Here is a 24,287-nt window from a genome sequence, read left to right on the forward strand (position 1 = left end):
CGATGGACTCGCCGACCCTGGGCCTTGACTTCGTTGCCGACGATAGCCGAGTTGGCTTTCGGCTGCAGCGGCTGGAGGTGCTGAACTGGGGCACCTTCGACAAGCGGGTCTGGCGCTACGAGCTCGCCGGGCGCAACGGCCTGCTCACGGGCGACATCGGTTCGGGCAAGTCCACGCTGGTCGATGCCATCACGACCTTGCTCGTGCCGGCGCATCGCGTGGCCTACAACAAGGCGGCCGGGGCGGATTCACGCGAGCGCTCCCTGCGCTCCTACGTGCTCGGCCACTACAAGAGCGAGCGCAACGAGGTCACGGGCAGCACCCGGCCTGTGGCGCTGCGCGATGCGTCGAGCTACTCGGTCATCCTCGGCGTCTTCCGCAACGAGGGCTACGACCAGGCCTTGACGCTGGCCCAGGTCTTCTGGCTGAAGGACCCGCAAGGCCAGCCGGCTCGCCTGTTCGTGGCCGCCGAGCGGGCGCTCGCCATCACCGACGACTTCAGCGGCTTCGGCAGCGATATCCCTGCGCTGCGCAAGAAGCTGCGCGGCGCGGGCTGCGAGTTGTTCGACCGCTTTCCGACCTACGGCGCCTGGTTCCGCCGTCGCTTCGGCATTGAGCACGAGCAAGCCCTGGAGCTCTTCCACCAGACCGTCTCGATGAAGTCGGTGGGTAACCTCACCGACTTTGTGCGCAGCCACATGCTGGAGCCCTTCGACGTGGGCAGCCGCATCGAGGCCCTGATCCGCCACTTCGACGACCTGGACCGCGCGCATCAGGCCGTGCTCAAGGCCAAGCGGCAGGTGGACTTGCTGACACCCCTGGTCGAGGACGGCCAGCGCCACCAGCTGCTTGCGGCCGAGATCCAGGGCTGGCGGGATGCGCGCGACCAGTTGCGGCCGTATTTCGCCCGGCTCAAGGGCGAGCTGCTGGCGCGGCGGCTGGCCTTGCTGGCCCAGGATGCTGCCCGGCTCGATGCGCAGATCGAGCGCCTGGATGCGCAGCGCGAGACCGAGCGCGTGGAAGTCGGCCGCCTGGAGCGGGCCCTGCGGGACAACGGCGGCGATCGCCTGGAGGAGCTGGCAGCGGAAATTCGCCGTCTGGAACAGGACAAGGATCAGCGCCAGAAGAAGTCGGACCGCTTCCAGGCGCTGCTGGCCCGCATCGAGGAGGCGGCGCCGACCGATGAAGTCGGCTTTCTCGCCCGACAGCAGAGCATTGCCCAGCGCGCGGAAGGCTTGCGCGAGCGCATTGCCGACCTGGACAACCGCGAGCGCGAGGAGGACTTTGCTTTCCGCAAGGGTCGTGAAGAGCACGCCACCCTGTCCGAGGAGATCGACAGTCTGCAGCGGCGCAGGAGCAACATCGACACCGCCCAGATCCGCATCCGCGATGCGCTGTGTTCGGCGCTGGCGATCGGTGAGGACGAACTGCCTTTCGCGGGCGAGCTCATCCAGGTGCGCGAGGACGAGCGCGATTGGGAAGGTGCCGCCGAGCGGCTGCTGCGCGGCTTCGGCCTTGCGCTCCTGGTCCCGGAGGCGCACTACAAGGCCGTGGTGGACTGGGTGGACCGACAGCATCTGGGCGCGCGGCTGGTGTACTTCCATGTGCGCCCACGGAAGGCAGCACATGGCGCCGCGCTGCATCCGCAGTCGCTGGTGAGCAAGCTCCTCATCAAGCCGGATTCGCCGCACTGCGAATGGCTGGGGCAGGAGCTTCGGAGCCGTTTCGACGTCGCCTGCTGCGACACCGGGGAGCAGTTTCGCCGCGAGGCCCGTGCCATCACGCGCGCCGGCCAGATCAAGGACCCGAGCGGGCGCCACGAGAAGGACGACCGCAGCCGCATCGATGACCGCGGACGCTACGTGCTCGGTTGGAGCAATGCCGACAAGCTACGGGTCCTGCGCGATCAGCGGGAGCGTCTGGAGGCAGGACTTGCGACGCTGGGGCAGCGCATCGGCGAAATCCAGCAGGCGCGCAACGAACTGCGGGGCCGGCTGGATGCGCTCGGCAAGCTGGAAGAGTTCACGTCCTTTGCGGACATCGACTGGATGAGCCTGGCTCGCCGCGTCGCTGCACTAGCGGAGGAGCGCGCTCGGCTGGAAGCCGCATCCGACACCCTGCAAGAGTTGGGGCGCCAGCTCAAAGCGGCGCAAGACCGGATCGCGGATACAGAACGCAAGCGCGACCAGGCCCGAGACAAACGTGCCGAGGTCGCAACCAAGCATGCGGATGCGCAGGGACTGCAGAGTCGGACGGTCGGCATCTGGGACGACGCGCCGCTGACCGAACCGCAGATCGAGCGCCTGGACGCCTGGCGCGCGCAGGCGCTGGGCGAGCATCAGCTGTCGGTCGAGTCCTGCGACAACCGCGAGCAGGAGCTGCGCCAATGGCTGCAGCAGCGCATCGACGCAGAGGACAAGCGTCTGGCCCGCCTGACCGAGCGCATCGTCAATGCCATGCGCGGCTTCAAGGAGGAGTTCAAGGCCGAGACGGTCGAGATGGACGTGAGCCTGGCGGCGCTGCCGGAGTACGAGCGGATGCTCGCCGGATTGAAGAGCGATGACCTGCCGCGATTCGAGGCGCGCTTCAAGGAGCTGCTGAATGTCAACACCATCAACGAGATCGCCAACTTCAACGCCCAGCTCGCCCGCGAGCGGGAGACGATCAGGGAGCGCGTCGACTTCATCAACCAGTCGCTCCAGGCCATCGACTACAACCCGGGCCGCTACATCAAGCTGGTGGCGCTGCCCAGCCCGGATGCGGAAATCCGCGACTTCCAGCAGGATCTGCGGGCGTGCACCGAAGGTGCGATGACGGGCTCGGCCGACGAACAGTATTCGGAGGCCAAGTTCCTGCAGGTCAAGACCATCATCGACCGCTTCCGCGGCCGCGAAGGACTGTCGGACGCCGACCGGCGCTGGACCGCCAAGGTCACCGACGTGCGCAACTGGTTCCTGTTCTCGGCCAGCGAGCGCTGGCGCGCCGATGGGGCCGAGCACGAGCACTACTCGGACTCGGGCGGGAAGTCGGGCGGTCAGAAGGAGAAGCTGGCCTACACCGTGCTGGCCGCGAGCCTGGCCTACCAGTTCGGGCTGGAGTGGGGCGCCGTGCGCTCGCGGTCGTTCCGCTTCGTCGTGATCGACGAGGCCTTCGGGCGCGGTTCGGACGAATCGGCGCAGTATGGGCTGCGCCTGTTCCAGCAGCTCAACCTGCAGTTGCTGATCGTCACGCCGCTGCAGAAGATCCACATCATCGAGCCCTTCGTGGCCAGCGTTGGCTACGTGCACAACGAGGGCGGTCGGGACTCGCGGTTGCGCTGCCTGTCGATCGAGGAGTACCGGACGCACAAGGCCGAAGGAGCGGCGGCAGGGCCGGCAGCGGGCGCAGCGGACGGGATGGCCGCCACAGGCGCGGCGGAAGGCGACGCGGCACCATGAGCTGGACCGCGCCGGAAGATCTCCGCGCTCAGGTCCAACGCCTGTGGGACCGGGGCGAGCTGCTGCGCGCGACGGTCACCGACGCCATCGCGTGGCCCCTGCGCCTGAGCTTGAAGACGCCCGGCGCTTCGGATCTGTCCGATCGCTTCGAGGCCGTGCGCAACTGGGTGAGGGCGATCACCGAAACCCCGCAGGTTCGGATCGAATGGCGGGAGTGGAACCACCGCGTCCAGGGGACGCAGCGTCTTCCTGACGCCGTCTGGCTCGACAGTCTGCAGGAGGCCCTGGCCTTCATCGGCAAGGCTCGTCAGGCGCAACGATTTGCAGACTTGTGGCGCCAGACGGCCGCTGCGCAACCCTCGTTGCTGGCGTGGCTGTCCCGGCGGCCGATCCGGGCGCTGGAGCTGGCCGACCGTTGGGAACGCCTGATGGCCGTCGTTGCCTGGCTGCAAGCACATCCGCGCCCAGGCGTTTACCTGCGCCAGGTGGACGCGCCCGGGGTGGACAGCAAGTTCATCGAAGCCCACCGAGGCGTCTTGGCCGAGTTGCTGGATCTGGGCCTGCCGCCTGAGGTCATCGAGAGGGGAGCGACCGGCGTTGCGCAATTCACTCGCCGATTCGGTTTCCGGGACAAGCCCTTGCGAATCCGGTTCCGTCTGCTCGATCCGTCGCTGCCCAGCCTACCAGGCTGCCAGGCCTTGCCGGGTGTGCTGGCCGACATCACGCTGGACGCCATCAGCTTCGCGGCGCTAGCCTTGGCCGTCGACCGGGTCTTCATCACCGAGAACGAGACCAACTTCCTGGCCTTCCCGGCCGTGGCCGAAGCCGTCGTCGTCTTCGGCGCTGGCTATGGTTGGGAGGCGCTGGCGCGTGCCGCGTGGCTGGATCGATGCCAGCTGCTCTACTGGGGCGACATCGACACTCACGGATTCGCCATCCTGAACCAACTGCGTGGTTACTTCCCGAGCGCAGTGTCCTTCCTCATGGACCGGGAGACGCTGCTTGCCCATCGCCCCCATTGGGGCGAGGAACCCGAACCCGCACGCCACCCCCTGTCCCGCCTGACGACCGAGGAGGCGGCTGTGTATGATGACCTCAGGTTTGATCTCCACCAGCCCAGGCTGCGACTGGAACAGGAGCGCATAGGCTTTGGCTGGCTCTGCGATCGACTGGCTCGCATCCCGTCGGGAACCCGCATAGTGCCGTCCCCTTCCTCGTAAGCTCGGGAGGCGCTTCTCTGCTGGGCGGATTGCCTCCCACCACCAATTTAACACGCAATCAGAAACGGTTGGCCGTTTCCTCTTGCGCTGGGCATGGCCCTCGCGCCCTCACGCAGCTTGCCGGCCTCAGGCCCGCTGCGCCGGCGTCGGATAAAACATCGCGCCCAGCAGGCTGCGGTCGAAGGGCTCCCAGGCACCCTCAGGCTGCGCCAGGCGGTCGGCGACGGCGTACAGGACCGCGGGATTGAAGCCCAGCCCCAGGTGGCTCGCCGCGACCTCGATGTTCTCGGTCTGCGGGCCTTCCCTTTCCAGGCTGGTTTGCCAGGCGACGACACCGTCGGTGCGGCTGTAGATCGAGGTGGTGGGCACCGGCGGCGTGCGGGCGACCAGCTCCCAGCGCTCGCTGTGCTCGGCTTTCAGGCCGCTGACGGCCTCGTAGACGCGCCACGCATTGGAGGCATGCGGATCACCCGAAATCGGGCTGCCCAGGGTGATCACGTCCCGCACCTCGTCCGACTGCGTGCTGGCCAGCATGCGCGCATAGGCGCCGCCCAGGCTCCAGCCGATGACGCTGACCTTGCGCCCGCTCTTGTCCGCCAGGCGCTTGAGCTGGTCCGACATGCGCTTCTCGACGCCGGCCCGCGGGCCCAGGTTGCGCCCCTGGCCCCAGCCGTGCACGTCGTAGCCGCGGTACTTGATGTAGCGGCGCAGCAGGCCGGTAGAGTCGTCGCCCGCCAGCAGGCCCGGCAGGACCAGCACCGCATGCCCGTCGCCACGCGGCACCAGGCGCAGCAAGGGCCACAGGGTGACGCTGGCCGCGGCTTCCCAGATCGCACGCCCCTCGGCCCACAGCAGGAGGCGAGAGGGGGGTGCAATGGGTTGGTCGTAGGTCACGGTGGTCATGGTGCTCCTTTCATGTGCGTGGGCGACGCTCGCCCGCAGCTTAGCTCAGATACTTGCTCCTGAGGTAATCGATGTAGGCCCTGGATTCCGCCGAAACATAGGGGGAAACCAGGGTCAGGGTGTAGAAGGCGGCCAGGCCCGGATCGGCCTCGCGCCCCTCGCGCCCGGGAATCAGGCGCTCGAACGACAGCCAGCAGGTGATGGTGAACACCATCTGCAGGGTCAGGATATGGCTCTGCTCGTCGCTGACCTCGAGCACGCCGGCCGCGGCCAGCCGCTGGACCAGGGCCTGCGTTGCCACCAGGTCGGCCGCCGTCAGCGCCTGCGCGCGCTGGCCCAGGCTGGGATATTCCCGCGCCAGGAAGGCCATGTCGCGATAGATGAAGCGGTACTCGGCGATGGTCTCGAAGCGCAGGTGCAGGGCGAGCCAGAAATCGTCGATCGCGGCGATGCCCGAGGCCGCGCCGTTCAGGGCCTCGAGCCGCTGCTCGAAGCGCCGGAACAGCCAGCCGACGATCTGTTCCTTCGTCTTGAAGTGGTAGTGCAGGTTGCCGGGGCTCATCTCGAGCTCGGCCGCGATCTTGTGCGTGGAGACGGCCGGCAGGCCGTCGGCGTTGAACAGCAGCAGGCAGGCCTGCAGGATGCGCTCGCGGGTGCTGCCAGCGGCCATGCGCGCGGGGCGATCGTGACCCACTCAACGTCCGGAGCGCCCACCACTGCGCGACGTGGACTTGGCCGGTGCCGACTTGCGCTGGGCGCGGCGCAGGGCCTCGAGTTCCGACCGCAGCTGCTGCACCTCGTCCAGCAGCGCCAGCACCGCCTCGGGCTCGGGCCAGCCCAGGTGGCGCAGCGCGCTCGCGACACGCTGGTCGAACACGTCCTCGAACTTGCGGAAGCCGAAGCTGTCGAGCGCGCCAAAACCCAGCCCCGGCATGCCGGCCTGCGGCGGGGAGGCGGGCGGCGGCACCAGGCCGAGGAGGTTTTCCAGCCGGAAGGCCTTCAGGCCGGCGTGCAACAGATCCTCGGGCCGGCGGGCGGAGGCCTGCACGTCCGCACCGCCCCGGGCGGTCTTGGCCCGACTGGCCGCGGCGGGCGCCGCCTTCCTGGCGGCCGCGCGCTTGCGGGCCGGCTGGGCAGGGGATGGAGGTTTACGTGCCATGCATCGCTCCAGCGAACCCGACCAATGATAACGGGGGCCTGAGCCCCCGTGCTGCGTGCAGTCGCCCAGGCGTCAGGCGGCCTTGCGCGAGCGGCGCACCGGGCGCGCGACCACGTCTTGGACTTTCGCCTCGCCCTCGGCCTGCTCTTCCACGCGCGCCTCGATGCGCTGCGCGCCAGCCAGCAGCTGGTCGGCGAGCTGCGCCGAGAACTGGGCCGCCGGCATGTGCAGGGCAATCACGCCGTCGACGAAGGAGCGCACGGCCTGCGAGTCGATCATCATCAGTTGCTGGGTCGCGGCATCGATGCCGCTGGTGGCGGCCACGGCCACGCGGTCCATCACCAGGATGGCGTTGTTGGTGTCCGACTCGATGCGCTGCAGCACCAGCTCGTTCCACTTCTGGCGCGCTTCCAGCATCTGCTCGCGGGCCTGCGCGCTCAGCAGCGACGGCTGCTCTTCGCGGCCGGCGCCCAGGCGCGACGCGGAGGTGGCCAGCGCACGCTCGACACCCTTGCGGTAGGCGGCGGCAACGGTCTTGCCGGCGGTGTTGTAGGCATTGACGGCCTGGGTCGCGACGGCGGCCAGGTTCTCGATGGCGGTCAGGGTTTGCTTGCTCATGTTCAGTGACTCCGTTGGATAGGACTGGGATTTCTTATTGCGATAAATTAATTATCTCGGGTAAACCCTAGGGTCTGCCAACCAAAAAATGGCGAAATCTAGGGCAAATGCCCTAAACCCGTGGGCCGCATTCACGGCCTGCGGCTTCTTTCCCAGTGCCGCCACAAATCGGCCGCCCGGCTCCTGCGCGCGCGGCACCTCTCCCCGCATGCACTCCGCGCCGGTCCCGGCCACAGGCATCATTCGTGCTTCGCCCGGGATCGGTGCCGCGCGCCACGAAGCCGCAAGCACCGGCACGGGCGTCCGGAGAGCGACCATGGTGACCGTCAACACCCAATGCGGAACGCTGCGCGGCAGCCAGGAGGGCGGCCTGAGCGTGTTTCGCGGCATCCCCTATGCGCGCCCGCCGGTCGGCCCGCTGCGCTTTCGGCCACCCCAGCCACCCGAACCCTGGGGCGGCGTGCGCGACGCGCTGCGCTTCGGGCCGGCAGCGCCGCAGGACGCGCAGGCCATGGGGTCGATGCTGGACCTGGGCATCGGTCGCACGGACGAGGACTGCCTGTACCTGAATGTCTGGACGCCGGCACCCGACGCGGGCGGACGCCCGGTGATGGTCTGGATTCACGGCGGCGCCTTCATCCTCGGCGCGGGTTCGCAACACCTGTATGACGGCGCCACGCTGGCGCGGCGCGGCGACGTGGTGGTGGTGACGATCAACTACCGGCTCGGCGCGCTCGGCTTCCTGCCGCTGCAGGACGCCCAGGGCCAGCCGCTGGCCAGCGGCAACGAGGGCCTGCTCGACCAGATCGCAGCCCTGCAATGGGTGCAGCGCGAGATCGCGGCCTTCGGCGGCGACCCCGACTGCGTGACGATCTTCGGCGAGTCGGCGGGTGCCATGAGCTGCGCCATGCTGCTGGGCGCGCCGCGGGCACGCGGGCTGTTCCAGCGCGCCATCCTGCAGAGCGGTTCGGCCAACTACCTCTCCTCGCCCGCGGCCGCTGCGGGCACCCGCGCGGGCGTGCTGCGCGAACTGGGACTGACGCCGCAGCAGGCCGAAGCGCTGATGGACCTGCACGCCGGCCGGATCCTTGGCGCGCAGCGGCGCTTCCTGATCGGCCTGCTGCTGCACCCGCGACAAGTGCTGGCCGGCAACTTCCTGGCGCCGCGCCGGCTGGGCGCCACGCTGCTGCTGGTTGCCATCACCGGCTGGCGCGTGCTGCGCCGGCTGCTGCAGTGGATGTCCGGTTCGCTGCACGACCTGGCACGCATGCGGCGGCGCGGACGCGGCCCCAGCCGCTGGCGCGCCTTGTGGGCGCCGCTGTTCACGCGCGCAGGCGATGCCGAGCTGCCGTTCGAGCCGGTGCTGGATGGTGCGCTGCTGCCGCGCCACCCGTTCGACGCCGTCGCCGACGGCCTGTGCGCGCCGGTGGCGCTGCTGATCGGCACCAACCTGGACGAGCAGAAGCTGTTTGCCTTCATGGACCCGCAGGCGCGCCGGCTCGACGAGAAGACGCTGCTGGCCCGTTGCACGCGAAAACTGGCGCACGCTGGTGTCCGTGCCGGCGAGCTGGCGCGGCGCGCGCTGCAGACCTACCGCGCGGCACGCACCGAGCGCGGCCAGAGCACCACGCCCAGCGAGCTCTGGTTCGCCTTCGAGAACGACCGCACCATGCGCTGGCCGGCGCTGCGGCTGGCCGAGCTGCAAAGCGCCCACCAGGCGCAGACCTACAGCTACCTGTTCAGCTGGCGCTCACCCATCCTGGGGGGTGCGCTGGGCGCCTGCCACGCGCTCGAACTGCCGTTCGTGTTCGGCACGCTGGATCATCCGGCACTGCGGGCATTCGCCGGCAGCCACCTGCCAGGTGCGCATGAACTCGCCGCGCGCATGCAGGACGCCTGGATCCAGTTCGCGCGCACCGGCAACCCCAGCCACCCCGGCCTGGGCACATGGCCGCCCTACGAGCCGGGACGACGCGCCACCATGATCCTCGATCGCGAGTGCCGGGTCGAATACGCCCCGCTGGAAGCCGAGCGCGCATTCTGGGAGCAGGTGCGCTGAACCGGGAAAAACCGGCGCGCAGCGAACCCGCGCGCGCCGCGCTGCGTCAGCCCACGCGCCACAGGTCCTGCAGCCGTGCCATGTTCTGCTGCAGGCGGTCCTGCAATACCTGCCACGCTCCGACGCGCGCCTGCACCTCCATGTCCGCGAGCTCGCGGAGATCCTCTAGTGCCTGGTCCAGGCTGCCCTTCCACAGCGCCATCGGCTGGCTCCAGGCCTCGAATCCGCCAGCGCCGGACACGCCCTCGCGCCAACGAAGCAGCCATTTGTCAAGCATCTCGCTGCGCCGCTCGAACAGGACCATGAGTCCTTCCCAGGCCTGGCGCTGGGCTTCCAGCAGTGCATCCCAGTCGTCGTGCTGCCACTCCAGCAGGGCGCTCGGATCGACCCCCGGCAGGCGGTACGGCTCGAACAATGCGGACAGGCCGCCACCCCAGGGCAGGTCGCCCAACGGGTTCGAGCCATTCCCCCATGCATCACCCCAATTCGAGCTGGCCACAGCATTCCTCCTTCGTGCTTGCGCCTCGGGCGTGGGCCCGTGCCGGCGCCGCCATCGCGCTGCGCACACGATAGCAGCGCAGTCGCGCCGGCGCCAGCCAGGCCGCGTCGCACAGGCGTCAGCGTGCCGGCGCAGCACCAAGTCCCCAGCGACGGGCGGGACACGCGCGGCCTGGCGCGCTCAGGACGCAGCGGCGTCGCCCTCTTCCGGCCAGTCGCGGATATAGGCCTTGAGCAGCTGGTTCTCCAGGTTCTGGCTGTCGACCACCGCGCGGGCAACGTCGTAGAAGCTGATCACGCCCATCAACTGGCGGTTGTCGATCACCGGCAGGTAGCGTGCGTGGTGCACCAGCATCATGCGACGCACCTCGTCGAGCTCGGTCTCCAGCGTGCAGATCATGGGGCCGGGGTCCATGCTGCGATAGACCGACAGGCCTTCGAACGAGCCACCGTTCCTGACGGCCGCCTGGATCACCTCGCGGAAGGTGAGGATGCCAACCACGCGTTCGCGCGCCATCACCACCAGCGAGCCGATGTCGTTCTCGGCCATCGCCGCAGCCGCCTCGCCCAGGCTGTGCTCGGGCGTGATGGTGTAGAGAGCCTGGCCCTTGAGGCGCAAGATGTCGCGGACTTTCATGATCGGAAGAATATAGCCCACAATCGGCAACGGCCCGACCCGCCCGGACCGCTCCAGGAGACCCCATGCCCGGCTACCCAGACCCCGGCTTCGACACGCTCGCATTGCACGCCGGCACGCAACCCGACCCGGCCACCGGCGCACGCGCGGTGCCGATCCACCTGTCCACCTCGTTCGTGTTCGAGTCGAGCGACCAGGCGGTGCAGCTGTTCAACATGGAGCGCGCCGGCCACGTCTACAGCCGCATCAGCAACCCCACCAACGCGGTGCTGGAGCAGCGCGTGGCGGCGCTCGAAGGTGGCGTCGGCGCCATCGCCACCGCCAGCGGCGAAGCGGCCCTGCACCTGGCGATCGCCACCCTGATGGGTGCCGGCGGCCACATCGTGGCCAGCTCGGCCATCTACGGGGGCAGCCAGAACCTGCTGTCCTACACGCTGCCACGCTTCGGCATCGAGACGACGTTCGTGAAGCCGGGCGACCTGGATGGCTGGCGCGCCGCCATCCGGCCCAACACGCGGCTGCTGTTCGGCGAATCGGTCGGCAACCCGGGCCTGGATGTGCTGGACATCACCGCCGTGAGCGCAATCGCACACGACGCCGGCCTGCCGCTGCTGGTCGACAACACCTTCACCACGCCCTACCTGTTGCGGCCCTTCGAGCACGGGGCCGACCTGGTCTACCACGCGGCCACCAAGTTCCTGGGCGGCCACGGCACGGTGATCGCCGGCGTGCTGGTCGACGGTGGCAGCTTCGACTGGGTGCAATCCGGGCGCTTCCCGGAACTGACCGAACCCTACGCCGGCTTTCATGACATGGTGTTCACGGACGAGAGCACGGTGGGAGCCTTCCTGCTGCGCGCACGGCGCGAGGGGCTGCGCGACTTTGGCGCCTGCATGAGCCCGCACACCGCCTGGCTGGTGCTGCAGGGCATCGAGACGCTGCCGCTGCGCATGGAGCGCCACCTCGCCAACACCGAGCAGGTGGTGCGCTTCCTGGCCGGCCATCCGTTCGTCGCGCGCGTCGGCCATCCGCTGCTCGAGTCGCACCCGAGCCATGCGCTGGCCGCGCGCCTGCTGAAGCACGGGGCGCTGGGCGCCGGCAGCGTGTTCAGCTTCGATCTGAAGGGCACGCGCGCGCAGGGCAAGGTGTTCATCGACAGCCTCAAGCTGTTCAGCCACCTGGCCAACGTGGGCGACGCCCGCAGCCTGGTGATCCATCCGGCCAGCACGACGCATTTCCGCCTCACGGACGCGGCGCTGGCGGCAGCCGGCATCGGACCCGGCACGATCCGCCTGTCGATCGGGCTGGAGGACCCGGCCGACCTGATCGACGACCTCAAGCGGGCGCTGCGCGCGGCCGAGAAAGCAGAGGCTTGAAGTGGATGGCCTGCGTGGCTGCACTCGCTGTGCGATGTTGCGCCCCCTCAAGCGGACGCGGCCTGTGGCCAGGGAAACCCTGACCATGGCTGCCACTGGCATGGCCTGCTCCGGGGCCCTTGGATTCTCGGACCCCAGGCGTCGCCGATGAAGCAACACACCGTGGAAAACCGACATGCAGATTGACGTCAACGGCCAGCCGCTCTACGCCTACACCGGCGGCCACGCCCACGATCCGGCCCGACCCACCGTGGTGTTCATCCACGGCGTGCTGAACGACCACAGCGTGTGGATCCTGCAGAGCCGTCATTTCGCCCACCATGGCTGGAACGTGCTGGCGATCGACCTGGCCGGGCAGGGGCGCAGCAAGGGGGCACCTCCCGAAAGCGTCGAGCAGGCGGCCGACACGGTGCTGGCGCTGCTCGACGCGCTGGGCATTGCGCGCGCGGCGCTGGTGGGCCACAGCTTCGGCTCGCTGATCGCGCTGGAAGCGGCAGCGCGCGCACCGACACGCATCAGCCAGCTGGTCCTGTGCGGCACGGCGTACCCGATGCAGGTCTCGCCCGCGCTGCTGGAAGCCTCGATCAGCGAACCCGAAAAAGCCATCCACATGGTCAACGTGTTCTCGCACAGCACGCTCTGCCCCCCGCCGTCGGCACTCGGCCCCGGCACCTGGCTGTACGGCGCCTCGCGCGCGCTGATGCGGCGCATGCTGGCCAGCAACCGCGAGGTCAACGTGTTCCATGCGGGCTTCCAGGCCTGCGACCGCTACGCCGGCGGTGAGCGGGCAATCGCCGCGGTGGCCTGCCCCACGCTGTTCATCATCGGCCGCCAGGACCAGATGACGCCGCCGCGTTCGGCGCGCGCGCTGGCGCGGCAGGCCGGCAACGCACGCATCGTCGAGGTCGATGCCGGCCATGCCATGATGACCGAGGCGCCCGGGCCGGTGCTGGACGCGCTGCGGGACTTCCTGAAGGGCTGACGACGCCGCGCGCCGACGCGCCTCAGGCCGTCGCGGTCGGATGCGCCAGCGCATCCGACAGTGTCAGCGCCGCGAGCGGCTTGTCGCGCCACGCGGGCACGGCCTCTGCGGCCGGCGCCAGCAGCAGGCGATCGACCAGCGGCGCCAGCGGAACCGCGGCGGGCTCGGCCAGCAGCACCAGGCGCGGCTCCTCGTTCTCGCGCCGCGTACCCAGCTCACCCACCCAGTCCAGCGCGTCCAGCGCATCCAGCAGCGGCGCGAGCTGCAGCACGTCGACCTGCAGGGCGTGCGCCAGCTCGGGACGCGTCAGGCCGCGCGCGGGTGCGCTGCGCGCCCGCGCCAGCGCGGCCAGCAGCTCGATCGCCAGCCGGAACTCCCAGCCCGGCCCATCGGGCCGCCGCATGGCGCCTGCCAGCAGGCTCGGCAGGTAGGCCGCGATGACGGCGCCCAGCAGCACGATCAGCCAGCTCAGGTAGATCCACAGCAGCAGGATCGGCAGCGTGGCGAAGGCCCCGTAGATCGCCGAATAGGTCGGAATGCGCGCCAGATACAGGCCCAGGGCGCCACGCGCCAGCCCCAGGCAGATGGTCACGAACACCGCACCGGCCAGCGCATGCGCCCAGCGCACGGGCGTGTTCGGCACGTAGCGGTAGAGCAGCGTGACGCCGCCGGTCAACAGCAGGAACTGCAGCGCGGCCAGCGCGAAATCGACGCCGCCCGGCAGGTCCGGCAGCCAGCCGCGCGAGACCGTGACCACGTACGAGGTGATCGCCAGACTGGCTCCCATCACCAGGGGACCCAGGGTGAGCGCGGCCCAGTACACCAGCACGCGCTGGCCGAGCGGCCGCTGGCGACTGGTGCGCCAGATCTGGTTGAGCGTCTTGTCGATGGTCAGCATGAGCGAAACGGCGGTCACGGTCAGCCCCGCCATGCCGATCAGGCCGAGCTGGCTGGCCTTGCTGGCAAACTGGGTCAGGTAGCCCATCACATGGCCGGCGATGCTGCCGGGGATCAGGCTCTCCACCAGCCATTGCTGCAGCGCGGCCTGCAACTGGCCGAAGGCCGGGAAGGCGGTGAAGACCGAAAGCACCACCGCGAAGAACGGCACCAGCGCCAGCACCGTGGTGTAGGTCAGCGAACTGGCGGTCAGGCTGAGCCGGTCCTGCTGGAAGCGCTGCCACAGGGTGAGCGCGGTCGCGCCGAGCGGAAACTCAGCCAGATCGGCAACGGCACGGCGCAGTCGCCCGCCAGGCACGGTGGGGTTCATGCTGGGTATGATGCCACCGCCCATGCCTGCCCCTGACGCTGCCCCTGACGCTGCCCCGGCCCCACCCTCGCCCGCCGCGCGCACCACGCGCGCCGCCGCCGTCGCGGGCGTGCTGGCGCTGGTCGCGCTGGGGCTGGCCTGGGAGCTCTGGCTGGCACCCCTGCGCCCGGGCGGTTCGTGGTGGGCGCTGAAGGTGCTGCCGCTGCTCGCGGCCCTGCCCGGGCTGCGACGCTACCGCCTGCACACCTGCCGCTGGCTGGCGCTGCTGGTGTGGCTGTACTTCACCGAGGGCGTGGTGCGCGCCTTCAGCGAGGCGGGGCTGTCCGCCCTCCTGGCCGCGCTCGAAGTGCTGCTGTCGCTCGCCCTGTTCGCTGCCTGCACGGCACACGTGCGGCTGCGCCTCAAGGCGGGGCGCGCGCGCACCACCGCGCTCGAGACCTCCTGACCCCCGGCCGCGCCCCGTGCTGGCCCTCCCAGCGGGTCGCCCCCTCCTGATAGCCTACGCAACATGACCACGAACCCGACCCTGCTCGATGCCCTGCGCCAGGCTGTTGGCGCCACCCATGTGCTGACCGAGGGCGACCTCACGGCCTACGAACGCGACTGGCGCGGCCGCGCGCACGGCCGCGCGCTGGCCGTCGTGCAGCCCGCCAGCACGGCCGAAGTGGCCGCCGTGGTGCGCGCCTGCGCGGCACACGGCACCTCCATCATCCCGCAGGGCGGCAACACCAGCCTGTCGGTCGGCGCGGTTCCGGACGAGAACGGCCGGCAGCTGGTGCTGAGCCTGAAGCGCATGGATCGCGTGCGCGCCATCGATGGCGCCAACCTGACGCTGACGGTGGAGGCCGGCTGCATCCTGCAGAACGTGCAGGCAGCGGCCGAAGGCGCCGGCTTCCTGTTTCCGCTGAGCCTGGCGGCCGAGGGCAGCTGCACCATCGGCGGCAACCTGGGGACGAATGCGGGCGGCACCCAGGTGGTGCGCTACGGCAACACGCGCGAGCTGTGCCTGGGCCTGGAGGTGGTGACCGCGCAGGGCGAGATCTGGGACGGCCTGACCGGCCTGCGCAAGGACAACACCGGCTACGACCTGCGCGACCTGTTCATCGGCAGCGAGGGCACGCTGGGCGTGATCACCGCCGCCACCATGAAGCTGTATCCGCGCCCGGCGGCGCAGCTCACGGCCTGGGCCGCCGTGCCTTCGATGCAGGCGGCGGTGGATCTGCTGGGCCTGGCGCACCAGCGCCTCGGGCCGGGACTGACGGGCTTCGAGGTCATGGGCCAGTTCGCCCTCGGGCTGGTGGACAAGCACTTCCCGCAGCTGCGCGTGCCGCTGTGGCGCGAGGCGCCGTACTGCGTTCTTCTGGAAAACTCCGACCACGAGGGCGAGGCGCATGCGCGTGCCCAGTTCGAGTCGCTGCTGGAGATGGCGCTGGAGGCCGGCTGCGTCAGCGACGCCGTCGTGGCCGAGAGCATCGCCCAGGCGCGTGGCCTGTGGCACATCCGCGAGAGCATCTCGCTGGCGCAGGCCGAGGAAGGCCTGAACATCAAGCACGACATCAGCGTGCCGATCGCGCGCATTCCCGCCTTCTGCGAAGAGACCGACGCCCTGCTGGCGCGCGAGATCGCCGGCGTGCGCCTGGTCAACTTCGGCCACCTGGGCGACGGCAACCTGCACTACAACGTGCAGGCACCCGAGGGCGTCGACCCCAGGGCCTTCCTGCGGGACGAGGAGAAGCGCATCAACACCCTGGTGTTCGACGCCGTGGCGCGCCACGGCGGCTCGATCAGCGCCGAGCACGGCATCGGCAGCCTCAAGGTGCACGAGCTGCCGCGCTACAAGTCGCCGGTGGCGCTGGACCTGATGCGAGCGATCAAGGGCGCGCTCGACCCGCAGGGCATCATGAACCCGGGGCGCGTGCTGGTCGACTGAGGCTGATCCCGGTTGATGAATGACTCCGGTTCACGCCGACATGGCGACTGATGGCCTTGTCATGGAAGCGCAGCGAGGTCATTCGTCATTCGTCAGTTGAAGGCGAATTTGCATGACAGGGCGCGCACGCGCCCTCAGCGTGCCGGGGTGTAGGCGCGTGCGCGTGCGCCGGAGCTGCGTGCAGCACGCGCCGGCGCGCCTCCAGCGCCTCGCTTCTGATGGCTGTGTGCACCACTTCCGTGCACGCGGTGCGCTGATTTCTTCTTGAAGTCAGCCTCCGGGCCGCGGCCCTTGCGCGCTTCGCCATGGCGCGGCGCGGCGCGGCCCGGGCGCCCGGCGCCGCCGCGGGTCGGCGCCGGCGCGCTGATCGGGGGGAAAAAGCGCGTCGGCTCCAGGCCTCCGATGACCAGCGCCTCGAACGGCTGGCGCGTGTGCGCCTCGATGTCGGCCAGGCGGCGGCGATCACGGAACTCGGCCAGCGTCACCGCCAGCCCGTCGCGCCCGGCGCGGCCGGTGCGGCCGATGCGGTGCGTGTAGTCCTCGGCCTTCATCGGCAGGCCGTGGTTGATGACGTGGGTGACGCTCGGCACGTCGATGCCGCGCGCCGCCACGTCGGTCGCCACCAGGATCTGCACGCGGCCGTCGCGCAGCGCGCCCAGGCGCCGGTTGCGCAGGCCCTGGCTGAGCGCGCCATGCAGCGACACGGCGGCAAAGCCGGCCTGCTGCAGTTCGACGGCCAGCTGGTCGCATTCGACCTGGGTGCAGGCAAACACGATCGCCTGGTCCAGCGATGGGTCGCGCAGCCAGTAGTCGAGCAGGCGACGCTTGTGCTCGGGGCCGTCGGCCCAGTAGAGCTGCTGGCGGATGTTGCCGTGGCGCTCCTCGGGCGCATCGACCTGCAGGCGCTGCACGTGGGCGCCGCCCTCGCGCATCACGCGCAGCGCCAGGCGCTGGATCGGCGCCGCCAGCGTGGCCGAGAACATCATGGTCTGGCGCCGGCCGGCGGTGAGCTGGTGAATCGCCTCCAGGTCGTCGGCAAAGCCCAGGTCCAGCATGCGGTCGGCCTCGTCCACCACCAGGAAGCGCACCTGGTCGAGCACGATCTGGCCGCTGCGTTGCAGATCGAGCAGGCGCCCCGGCGTGGCGACCACCAAGTCGGCATTCTGCAGGCGTGCAATCTGCTGGCCGTAGGGCATGCCGCCAACCACGCTGGCGATGCGCAGGCCACAGCCGTGGCGCACCAGGTCGACCGCATCGGCCGCCACCTGCTGCGCCAGCTCGCGCGTCGGGGCCAGCACCAGGGCACCCGGCGTGGCCGGCCGGAAGTGGCGCCGGTCGAGCGGGTTCCTGCGGCGCGGCTTCTTCGGCGGCGCCTCGCCGCGTGCCAGCGTCTCGGCCACGCGCGCGTCCCAGGCCGCCCGCTCGCGCGCCGCCGCCTCGGCCTTCAGGCCAATCAGGGTGTGCAGCACGGGCAGCAGGAAGGCCGCGGTCTTGCCGCTGCCGGTCTGGCTCGACACGAGCAGGTCGTTGCCGCCCCCGCCCTCCGCCAGCGCCAGCGGAATGGCACGGCGCTGCACCTCGGTCGGCTCCGCGAAGCCGAGCGCGGCCACGGCGGCCAGCAGTTGGGGCGCCAGGCCCAGGGTGGCAAAAGCATTTTCTCCGGCTTCGGATGCCGGTGTCCGGGGCGCGGGCCCGGTCTGGGCCAACGCGCGCTGGTCCTCGTCAGAGGTCATCTCAACTTCTCTTTCCCGCAGGCGTGCAGGCAGCGGCACGCGCATCGGAGGGTGGCGCGCGACAGGCGCACCGGGTTCATGCAACGACACCCACCATCCGACGACACGCGGGCTGGTCCGAGGCACGGGCCAGGCTCCGGAACCAGCCACCGACCCGCGCAGGGCCGCGGCGGCTGAACTGAGGAACCGCCTGCGGCCAGGCGATCCAGAGACGAGCGGGAGATGTTCGAAGAAACGCGCCGCAGCAGCACGGCCGCATGCACGAAGCCTTTCATTATCGCACGTCGCGCCGATCCGTGTCGAGGTCGACGCGCGGTGCAGGTTCCCGCGCAGGGCGCAGCGCGCTACCATCCCGCGATGTCCAGCCCGCCGGCCATCCACCCTGTCCCGCCATGCGCCCTTTCCACGCCCGGCCCGAGATCGACAGCCGCACCATCAAGCTGATCATCGGCGTCATCGCGCTCGGCCTGGCGCCGCTGACCAGCGCCCTGTCGCCCACGGTGATCGACTCCATCAGTGCCGCGTACTACGAGGGCGGTTGGGCGCAAAGCATCTTCATCGGTTTCCTGTTCGCGATCGCAGCCTTCCTGCTGGCCTACAACGGGCGCTCGCGCCGGGAACTGGTGCTGAGCAAGCTGGCGGCGGTCGCCGCCCTCGGCGTGGCACTGTTCCCCTGTGCCTGCGGCACGCACGCTCCCGCCATCCCCTGGGCGCACGCGCTGGCGGCGGCCTTGATGTTCGCGCTGCTGGCCGCGTTCTGCCGCGTCTTCTACCGGCGCGCGCGCGACAAGGGCCACGCCTAGGCACGCTGGCGCGCCGGAGTCTATGCCGCCTGCGGCGCGACCATCCTGCTGGTGATGGCCGTGCTGGCGCTGGACTGGCTGCGTGGCCACGCGCTGGCGCACGCCGTCCCGCGCCTGGTGTTCTACGGCGAAGCCACGGCCCTGACCGCATTCGGCATCTCGTGGCTGACCGCGAGCCACACGCTGCCGTGGATCAACCGCGAAAGCGAGCGCTTCGCGCCCTGGCGCGCCAGCAATCCGCCATAGCCCGGCGCCCCCGGGCTTGCCGGCGCGTGCGCGATGCCTGGCCGCGATCGCACCAGCCCTGGAGACGCCCCCGATATCCCACCCTGAACGAAACCCACGACCCGGCGCTGCCCAGCGGGATTGCGTCGGCCAACGATGGCCGCACCGACTTTCCGATCCGGAACCTGCCGTTCGCGATCTTCCGGCGCAAGGGCAGCAGCGAGGCCTGGCGCGGCGGCGTGGCGATCGGCGACCAGATCGTCGACCCGGCAGCGACCGCGCAGACCGGTGCATTCAGCGGCGACGCGCCGGCGCCGGCGGCAGTCGAATCCACGCTCGACCAGCTGATGGGCATGGAGCCACAAGCCGCGTCCGCGCTGCGCAAGGCACTCTCGAAAGCACTGCAAGCCGGCTCCTGGCAGCAGGTGGCCCGGCAGCCCTGCCGGGTGGCGCAGGCAGCGGCCGGATACACCCTGCCCTGCCGCATCGACGACCACACCGGCTGGATACCGACACGCCATCCGGCCCCACGCTGGACCAGGCCTGTGCACTGATCGAACTGATCACCGGGGGCAAGGACCCGATCGCGCTGCCGAACGCCGAGAGCCGCAGCTGGCTGGAAGACGGCCACACCGTCACCCTGCGCGGCTGGGGCGAGAAGCCGGGCACGGTGCGCATCGGCTCTGGCGAGTGCGCGGGCACGGTGCTGCTGCCATGCAGCGCCCGACGTCCCACGCTTGTGCCGGTCCACGCCCGGCGCGGGGACACGGGCGCGGCCTACACTCGGGCCGTGACCCCGCTGCGCCGCATCGCCCACCTCGACATGGACGCGTTCTACGCGTCGGTCGAGTGGCTGCGCTACCCGCAGCTCAAGGACCTGCCGATGGTGGTGGGCGCCGGCCACGGACTGCTGGAGGCGCGGCTGGAGCGCCTGCGCGCCGAGCAGCCGGGTCGCGCCTGGGACGCGGCGGACCGCGCACAGATCCCGCTGGCAGCCTTTCCGCGCCTCTCGGACTACGTCGGGCGCGGCGTCATCACGACGGCAAGCTACGCCGCGCGCAAGTTCGGCATCGGCTCGGCCATGGGCCTGATGAAGGCCGCGCGCCTGTGCCCGCAGGCGATCCTGCTGCCGGTGGACTTCACCGAATACCGCAAGTACTCGCGCGCCTTCAAGCGCGTCATCCTGCAGCACGCCCCGCTGATGGAGGACCGCGGCATCGACGAGGTCTACATCGACTTCACCGAGGCACCGGACGGCCAGGCCGAGGGCGGACGCGTGCTGGCCGAGCGGCTGCAGCGCGGCATCCTCGAGGCCACGGGCCTGAGCTGCTCGATCGGCGTCGCGCCCAACAAGCTGCTGGCCAAGATGGCGAGCGAATTCAACAAGCCGGGCGGCATCAGCATCGTGCACGAGCAGGACCTGCAGGCGCTGATCTGGCCCCTGCCCTGCCGCAAGATCAACGGCGTCGGCCCGAAGACCGATGCCCGGCTGCAGCAGCACGGCATCCGCACGATCGGCGAGCTGGCCGCCTGCGACCCGGCCTGGCTGGTGCAACGCTTCGGCCCCAGCCACGGCGGCTGGCTGCACGATGCGGCCTGGGGCCACGACGAGCGCCCCGTGGTGACCGAAAGCGAGCCTGTCAGCATGAGCCGCGAGACCACGTTCGAGCGCGACCTGCACGCCGTGCACGACCGTGCCGAGCTCGGCGCCATCTTCACCGAGCTGGCCGAGGAAGTGGCGGACGACCTGCAGCGCGCCGGCTACGTCGGCCGCACGATCGGCGTCAAGCTGCGGTTTGCCGACTTCAGGATCGTCACGCGCGACCAGACCGTGGCCGCCTACACCAGCGACGCGCGGCGCATCCGCCAGGTGGCGGGCCAGTGCCTGAAGCGCGTCGACCTGACGCAGCGCCTGCGCCTGCTGGGCGTGCGCGTCGGCTCGCTGATGCGCGAAGCCGACGCGCCAGCGGACCTGCCCGCCCGCAAGGCCGAACCCGACCTGCCCCTGTTCGAACCCCTCACGCCAACGACCACGCCATGAACCCGACCGCCCTGACCTGCTTCAAGCTGACGCTGGACGCCCACGTCGCCCATCTTGTCCTCGACCGGCCCGACGCCCTGAACACCATGGGCCCGGTGTTCTGGCGCGAGCTGGACCAGGTGCTGGACCAGTTGCACGACGGGAGCGAAGCTCGCGCGCTGGTCATCTCCAGCACCGGCAGGCACTTCTCCGCCGGCATGGCGCTGGAGGTGTTCGGCAGCGCGATCCAGATGGACGACGCCAGCGCCGAAGGGCGCGCCGCCATCTTCGACCTGCTGCAGCGCCTGCAGGCCACCTTCAGCAAGCTGGAGTCGCTGCGCATCCCGGTCATCGCCGCCATCCAGGGTGGCTGCGTGGGCGGCGCGGTCGACCTGGTGACGGCCGCCTGCGTGCGCTACGCGACGCAAGACGCCTTCTTCTGCATCCAGGAAATCAACATCGGCATGGTGGCCGACGTCGGCACCCTGCAGCGCCTGCCCAAACTGGTGCCGCTGGGCGTGGTCAAGGAGCTGGCCTACACCGGCCGGCGCATGCCGGCCGCGCGGGCCCGCGAGGTCGGCCTGGTCAACGAGGTCTTCGACAGCCCCGAAGCCTGCCTGGAGGCCGCGCTGGCCTGTGCGCGCGAGATCGCGGCCAAGCCGCCCGTCGCCATCTGGGGCACCAAGCAGGTGATCCGCTATGCGCGTGACCACGCGGTGGACGACGCGCTGCGCCAGATGGGCTGGGTGCAGGGCGCGATCTGGAGCAACGCGCACGTGCGCGAGGCCGTGACGGCGATGCAGGAGAAGCGCGACGGCGTCTTCCCGCCGCTGGCGCGGCTGCGTGCGTTCGGCGACTGAGCGCCGCAAGCCGCAGCCAGCACGGCAGCGCCGTTCAGCGGCCCGTTTCCTGTGCGCGCATGGCGCGCCACACCGCGAGCGCCTGCACCGTCTCGCGCACGTCGTGCACGCGCACGATGCGGGCGCCGCGCTCGACCGCCAGCAGGGCGGCGGCGACGCTGCCGCTCACGCGCTCGCGTGGCACCGGCGGCGCCGGCGCGTCGCCCTGCAGGGCGGTGCCGATGGAGGACTTGCGCGACCAGCCGGCCAGCAGCGGATGGCCGATGGCGAGCAGCTCGCGCTGGCGCGCCAGCAGCGCATAGTTCTGCGCCACCGTCTTGCCGAAGCCGATGCCCGGGTCCAGCACGATGCGCTCGCGCGCCACCCCCAGCGCCGTGATGGCGTCCGCCCGCTGCCGCAGGAAGGCCAGCACCTGCGGCACGGCGTCGCCCGCCATCGGCGCGGCCTGCATGGTGCGTGGGTCGCGGTGCATGTGCATCAGGCAGACGCCGCAACTCGGATGGCCCGCCACCACTTCGGCCGCGCCCGGCTGGCGCAGCGCCCAGATGTCGTTCACGATGTCGGCGCCCAGCTCGAGCGCGGCCTGCATCACCTCGGGCTTGTAGGTGTCGATCGACACCGGCACTCCGAGTCGCACCGCACCCTGCAATACCGGCAGGACGCGCGCCAGCTCGTCTGCCAGCGGCAGCGGCGGGCTGCCCGGGCGCGTGGACTCGCCGCCGATGTCGAGAATGTGCGCGCCTTCGTGCAGCAGCCGCTCGCAGTGGCGCAGCGCCGACGCGGCGTCGGCGTTTTCGCCGCCATCGGCAAACGAGTCGGGCGTGGCGTTGACGATGCCCATCACGCGCGGCTCGGCCAGGTCGAGCCGGAAGCGCGTGGTCTGCCAGATGGCGTCGTGGCGGGGCGCGGCGCTAGTGTAGTGTTTCACGCTATCAGGCACTTATAACGAGTCGCCAAGGGGCCAGCTGCGCGGCGCGTGGCCGCAGGCATGGTGGGTCCATGTCAAGGCCACGCAACAAAGCAGATGGCCCCTTGGCGGCTCGCCCTGCGGGAAGCCAGAAAAAGGCTCGCGGCGGCGTTGCGATTCTTGCCAAGGCCGCCAGCATTGGCTGCGAACCGCGCCTTGCCGCAAGCCTTTTTCTGGCTTTTATAAGTGCCTGATAGCATGAAACACTACACTGCGTCGGGCGGCATGGCGGACAGCTCGTTGCGTGCGCTCAGGCCTGGGCGGCGGCGTCCAGCCCCATCTGCCAGAAGTCGATCTCCAGCCGCGTCGCCTCCTCGAAGATGCGCGACAGCTCGTCCATGCGCGCCGGGGTGGCGCCGGCGAGCTGCCGGTTCACCCAGTCGCGCTCGGCCTGCGCGGCGGCCTGGAACTCGTCGCTCACGTACATGGCGATCCAGGCCTCGTAGGGATTGGCCTCGCCGCGCACGGTGAAGTCCTGCGCCGCCAGCCAGCGCGCCAGGTCCGCGTAGCCGATCAGGCAGGGCGCCAGCGCCACGTGCAGGTCGACCAGGTCGCCGCGCAGCCCGGCGTCGAGCACGTAGCGCGTGTAGGCCATGGTCTGGCGCGCCTCGGGCAGCCGCGCCAGCTCGTCCTCGCTGATGCCCCACTGGGCGCAGTACTCGATGTGCAGCCCCATCTCCAGGTCGACGATGGCCTTCAGGCTGTCCAGGCCCTGGCGCAGCTCGCCGATGGTGCGGCTCTTGTAGACCGCCAGGCCCCAGGCGCGCGCGAAGTGCACCAGGAACAGGTAGTCCTGGCGCAGGTAGTAGCGAAACGCCTCGGCCGGCAGCGTGCCGGCGCCCAGCCCGCGCACGAAGGCATGCTGGCAGTAGGCGCGCCAGGTGTCGGCGTTGCGCTCGATCAGCGCGTCGATCGGGGTCGGCTGGCGGGAATCGGTCATCGTGGGGACTCCGGTTCAGGGCGTGGCGCGTCGACGGCGCTCATGTCGCAACTCCAACGGCGTTGGTGGCACACGCGAGACATGGAGTGCCAAGGAAAACGGGGCCTGCGGCCCCGTTACGAAACCCCGACGGGTTCAGGCCACGGTCGGTGCCGGATCGGTCGGCTTGGCCTCGGCAGGCGTGCCGCCGGTGGGACCGCTGGAGGGCGGCGTGCGCGGCGTCCAGTCCTTGGGCGGACGCGGATCGCGCCCGGCCATGATGTCGTCGAGCTGCTCGGTGTCGATGGTCTCCCAGTCGAGCAGGGCCTTGGCCATGGCATGCATCTTGTCGCTGTTGTCCTCGATCAGCTTGCGCGCCAGCGCGTACTGCTCGTCGATGATGCGGCGTACCTCGGCGTCGACCTTGCGCATGGTCTCCTCCGAGATGTTGGTGGTCTTGGTGACGCTGCGCCCGAGGAACACCTCGCCCTCGTTCTCGGCGTACACCATCGGCCCGAGGGCCTCGCTCATGCCGTACTTCATCACCATGTCGCGCGCCAGGTTGGTGGCCCGCTCGAAGTCGTTCGAGGCGCCGGTGGTCATGTGGCCCATGAACACCTCCTCGGCGATGCGGCCGCCGAACAGCATGGCGATCTGGTTGAGCATGTACTCCT

22 protein-coding genes and 1 pseudogene are annotated in these 24,287 nt (G+C 70.2%); 12 read left to right on the forward strand and 11 right to left on the reverse strand.

The window, feature by feature from the left end; genetic code table 11:
• The first annotated feature begins 2 nt into the window (after positions 1–2).
• Together PKA16_RS09205 and PKA16_RS09210 are read left to right on the forward strand one after the other, a co-directional pair.
• Positions 3–3,437: an ATP-binding protein gene (locus tag PKA16_RS09205; protein WP_324402582.1), complete on the forward strand. Its 3,435-nt coding sequence runs from the start codon at positions 3–5 to the stop codon at positions 3,435–3,437.
• Positions 3,434–4,657, forward strand: coding sequence for a DUF3322 domain-containing protein (locus PKA16_RS09210; protein WP_324402546.1), 1,224 nt, complete (start codon positions 3,434–3,436; stop codon positions 4,655–4,657). Before PKA16_RS09205 ends, PKA16_RS09210 begins: the two co-directional genes overlap by 4 nt.
• 126 nt (positions 4,658–4,783) lie before the next feature.
• Here PKA16_RS09210 and PKA16_RS09215 read toward each other — a convergent pair whose 3' ends face one another.
• The 4 genes from PKA16_RS09215 to PKA16_RS09230 form a co-directional block, all read right to left on the reverse strand.
• On the reverse strand, positions 4,784–5,560 hold the full coding sequence (locus PKA16_RS09215) for an alpha/beta fold hydrolase (protein ID WP_324402548.1): 777 nt from the start codon (positions 5,558–5,560) through the stop codon (positions 4,784–4,786).
• Positions 5,561–5,600: 40 nt separating this feature from the next.
• Positions 5,601–6,230 carry a TetR/AcrR family transcriptional regulator gene (locus PKA16_RS09220; RefSeq protein WP_324402550.1) on the reverse strand — a complete coding sequence of 210 codons (630 nt, stop codon included), beginning with the start codon at positions 6,228–6,230 and terminating at the stop codon, positions 5,601–5,603.
• A gap of 24 nt (positions 6,231–6,254) precedes the next feature.
• Positions 6,255–6,719 (reverse strand): poly granule associated family protein, encoded by a 465-nt coding sequence (locus PKA16_RS09225; RefSeq protein WP_324402552.1) that lies wholly within the window; start codon positions 6,717–6,719, stop codon positions 6,255–6,257.
• Positions 6,720–6,791: 72 nt separating this feature from the next.
• On the reverse strand, positions 6,792–7,337 hold the full coding sequence (locus PKA16_RS09230) for a hypothetical protein (protein ID WP_324402554.1): 546 nt from the start codon (positions 7,335–7,337) through the stop codon (positions 6,792–6,794).
• A gap of 316 nt (positions 7,338–7,653) precedes the next feature.
• On the opposite strand from PKA16_RS09230, the gene PKA16_RS09235 reads away from it, so the two are divergent.
• Entirely contained in the window at positions 7,654–9,396 is a 1,743-nt protein-coding gene (locus PKA16_RS09235) for a carboxylesterase/lipase family protein (RefSeq protein WP_324402556.1), read from the forward strand.
• A gap of 46 nt (positions 9,397–9,442) precedes the next feature.
• Here the strand turns inward: PKA16_RS09235 and PKA16_RS09240 are convergent, their stop codons facing one another.
• Both PKA16_RS09240 and PKA16_RS09245 read right to left on the reverse strand, forming a co-directional pair.
• The gene (locus tag PKA16_RS09240; RefSeq protein WP_324402558.1) at positions 9,443–9,895 is read right to left on the reverse strand and encodes a hypothetical protein; all 453 of its coding nucleotides are present in this window, start codon (positions 9,893–9,895) and stop codon (positions 9,443–9,445) included.
• A gap of 180 nt (positions 9,896–10,075) precedes the next feature.
• Entirely contained in the window at positions 10,076–10,531 is a 456-nt protein-coding gene (locus PKA16_RS09245) for a CBS domain-containing protein (protein ID WP_324402560.1), read from the reverse strand.
• Between the two features lie 65 nt (positions 10,532–10,596).
• On the opposite strand from PKA16_RS09245, the gene PKA16_RS09250 reads away from it, so the two are divergent.
• Both PKA16_RS09250 and PKA16_RS09255 read left to right on the forward strand, forming a co-directional pair.
• Complete coding sequence (locus PKA16_RS09250; protein ID WP_324402562.1) at positions 10,597–11,907, forward strand: O-acetylhomoserine aminocarboxypropyltransferase; 1,311 nt, start codon at positions 10,597–10,599, stop codon at positions 11,905–11,907.
• Between the two features lie 175 nt (positions 11,908–12,082).
• Positions 12,083–12,889: an alpha/beta hydrolase gene (locus PKA16_RS09255; RefSeq protein WP_324402564.1), complete on the forward strand. Its 807-nt coding sequence runs from the start codon at positions 12,083–12,085 to the stop codon at positions 12,887–12,889.
• 22 nt (positions 12,890–12,911) lie between these two features.
• Here PKA16_RS09255 and PKA16_RS09260 read toward each other — a convergent pair whose 3' ends face one another.
• Entirely contained in the window at positions 12,912–14,156 is a 1,245-nt protein-coding gene (locus tag PKA16_RS09260) for a YihY family inner membrane protein (RefSeq protein ID WP_324402566.1), read from the reverse strand.
• Between the two features lie 22 nt (positions 14,157–14,178).
• Between PKA16_RS09260 and PKA16_RS09265 the strand changes: the two genes are divergently transcribed.
• Both PKA16_RS09265 and PKA16_RS09270 read left to right on the forward strand, forming a co-directional pair.
• Positions 14,179–14,601 (forward strand): DUF2069 domain-containing protein, encoded by a 423-nt coding sequence (locus PKA16_RS09265; protein ID WP_324402568.1) that lies wholly within the window; start codon positions 14,179–14,181, stop codon positions 14,599–14,601.
• Between the two features lie 63 nt (positions 14,602–14,664).
• On the forward strand, positions 14,665–16,086 hold the full coding sequence (locus tag PKA16_RS09270) for an FAD-binding oxidoreductase (RefSeq protein WP_324402570.1): 1,422 nt from the start codon (positions 14,665–14,667) through the stop codon (positions 16,084–16,086).
• 134 nt (positions 16,087–16,220) lie between these two features.
• On the opposite strand, the gene PKA16_RS09275 is transcribed toward PKA16_RS09270, so the two are convergent.
• Entirely contained in the window at positions 16,221–17,819 is a 1,599-nt protein-coding gene (locus PKA16_RS09275; protein WP_324402572.1) for a DEAD/DEAH box helicase, read from the reverse strand.
• Between the two features lie 392 nt (positions 17,820–18,211).
• Between PKA16_RS09275 and PKA16_RS09280 the strand changes: the two genes are divergently transcribed.
• The 5 genes from PKA16_RS09280 (at position 18,212) to PKA16_RS09300 (ending at position 21,727) form a co-directional block, all read left to right on the forward strand.
• The gene (locus tag PKA16_RS09280; RefSeq protein ID WP_324402574.1) at positions 18,212–18,622 is read left to right on the forward strand and encodes a hypothetical protein; all 411 of its coding nucleotides are present in this window, start codon (positions 18,212–18,214) and stop codon (positions 18,620–18,622) included.
• Between the two features lie 51 nt (positions 18,623–18,673).
• Positions 18,674–18,868 carry a hypothetical protein gene (locus tag PKA16_RS09285; RefSeq protein ID WP_324402576.1) on the forward strand — a complete coding sequence of 65 codons (195 nt, stop codon included), beginning with the start codon at positions 18,674–18,676 and terminating at the stop codon, positions 18,866–18,868.
• Positions 18,869–18,894: 26 nt separating this feature from the next.
• Positions 18,895–19,401 carry a hypothetical protein gene (locus tag PKA16_RS09290; RefSeq protein WP_324402577.1) on the forward strand — a complete coding sequence of 169 codons (507 nt, stop codon included), beginning with the start codon at positions 18,895–18,897 and terminating at the stop codon, positions 19,399–19,401.
• A gap of 269 nt (positions 19,402–19,670) precedes the next feature.
• Positions 19,671–20,888: a DNA polymerase IV gene (dinB, locus tag PKA16_RS09295; RefSeq protein WP_324402584.1), complete on the forward strand. Its 1,218-nt coding sequence runs from the start codon at positions 19,671–19,673 to the stop codon at positions 20,886–20,888.
• A complete protein-coding gene (locus PKA16_RS09300) occupies positions 20,885–21,727 on the forward strand; it encodes an enoyl-CoA hydratase-related protein (protein WP_324402579.1) in 843 nt (280 codons plus the stop codon). Before dinB ends, PKA16_RS09300 begins: the two co-directional genes overlap by 4 nt.
• A gap of 34 nt (positions 21,728–21,761) precedes the next feature.
• Here PKA16_RS09300 and folP read toward each other — a convergent pair whose 3' ends face one another.
• From folP to PKA16_RS09315, 3 genes and pseudogenes are all read right to left on the reverse strand, one after another.
• A complete protein-coding gene (gene folP / locus PKA16_RS09305) occupies positions 21,762–22,568 on the reverse strand; it encodes a dihydropteroate synthase (protein WP_324402586.1) in 807 nt (268 codons plus the stop codon).
• Between the two features lie 376 nt (positions 22,569–22,944).
• Positions 22,945–23,634, reverse strand: coding sequence for a thiaminase II (gene tenA, locus PKA16_RS09310; protein WP_324402580.1), 690 nt, complete (start codon positions 23,632–23,634; stop codon positions 22,945–22,947).
• A gap of 135 nt (positions 23,635–23,769) precedes the next feature.
• A pseudogene (locus PKA16_RS09315) lies at positions 23,770–24,287 on the reverse strand (cell division protein FtsH); the annotation flags it as partial.

Source organism: Ottowia sp. (assembly GCF_035325765.1).
Classification (GTDB): domain Bacteria; phylum Pseudomonadota; class Gammaproteobacteria; order Burkholderiales; family Burkholderiaceae_C; genus Ottowia.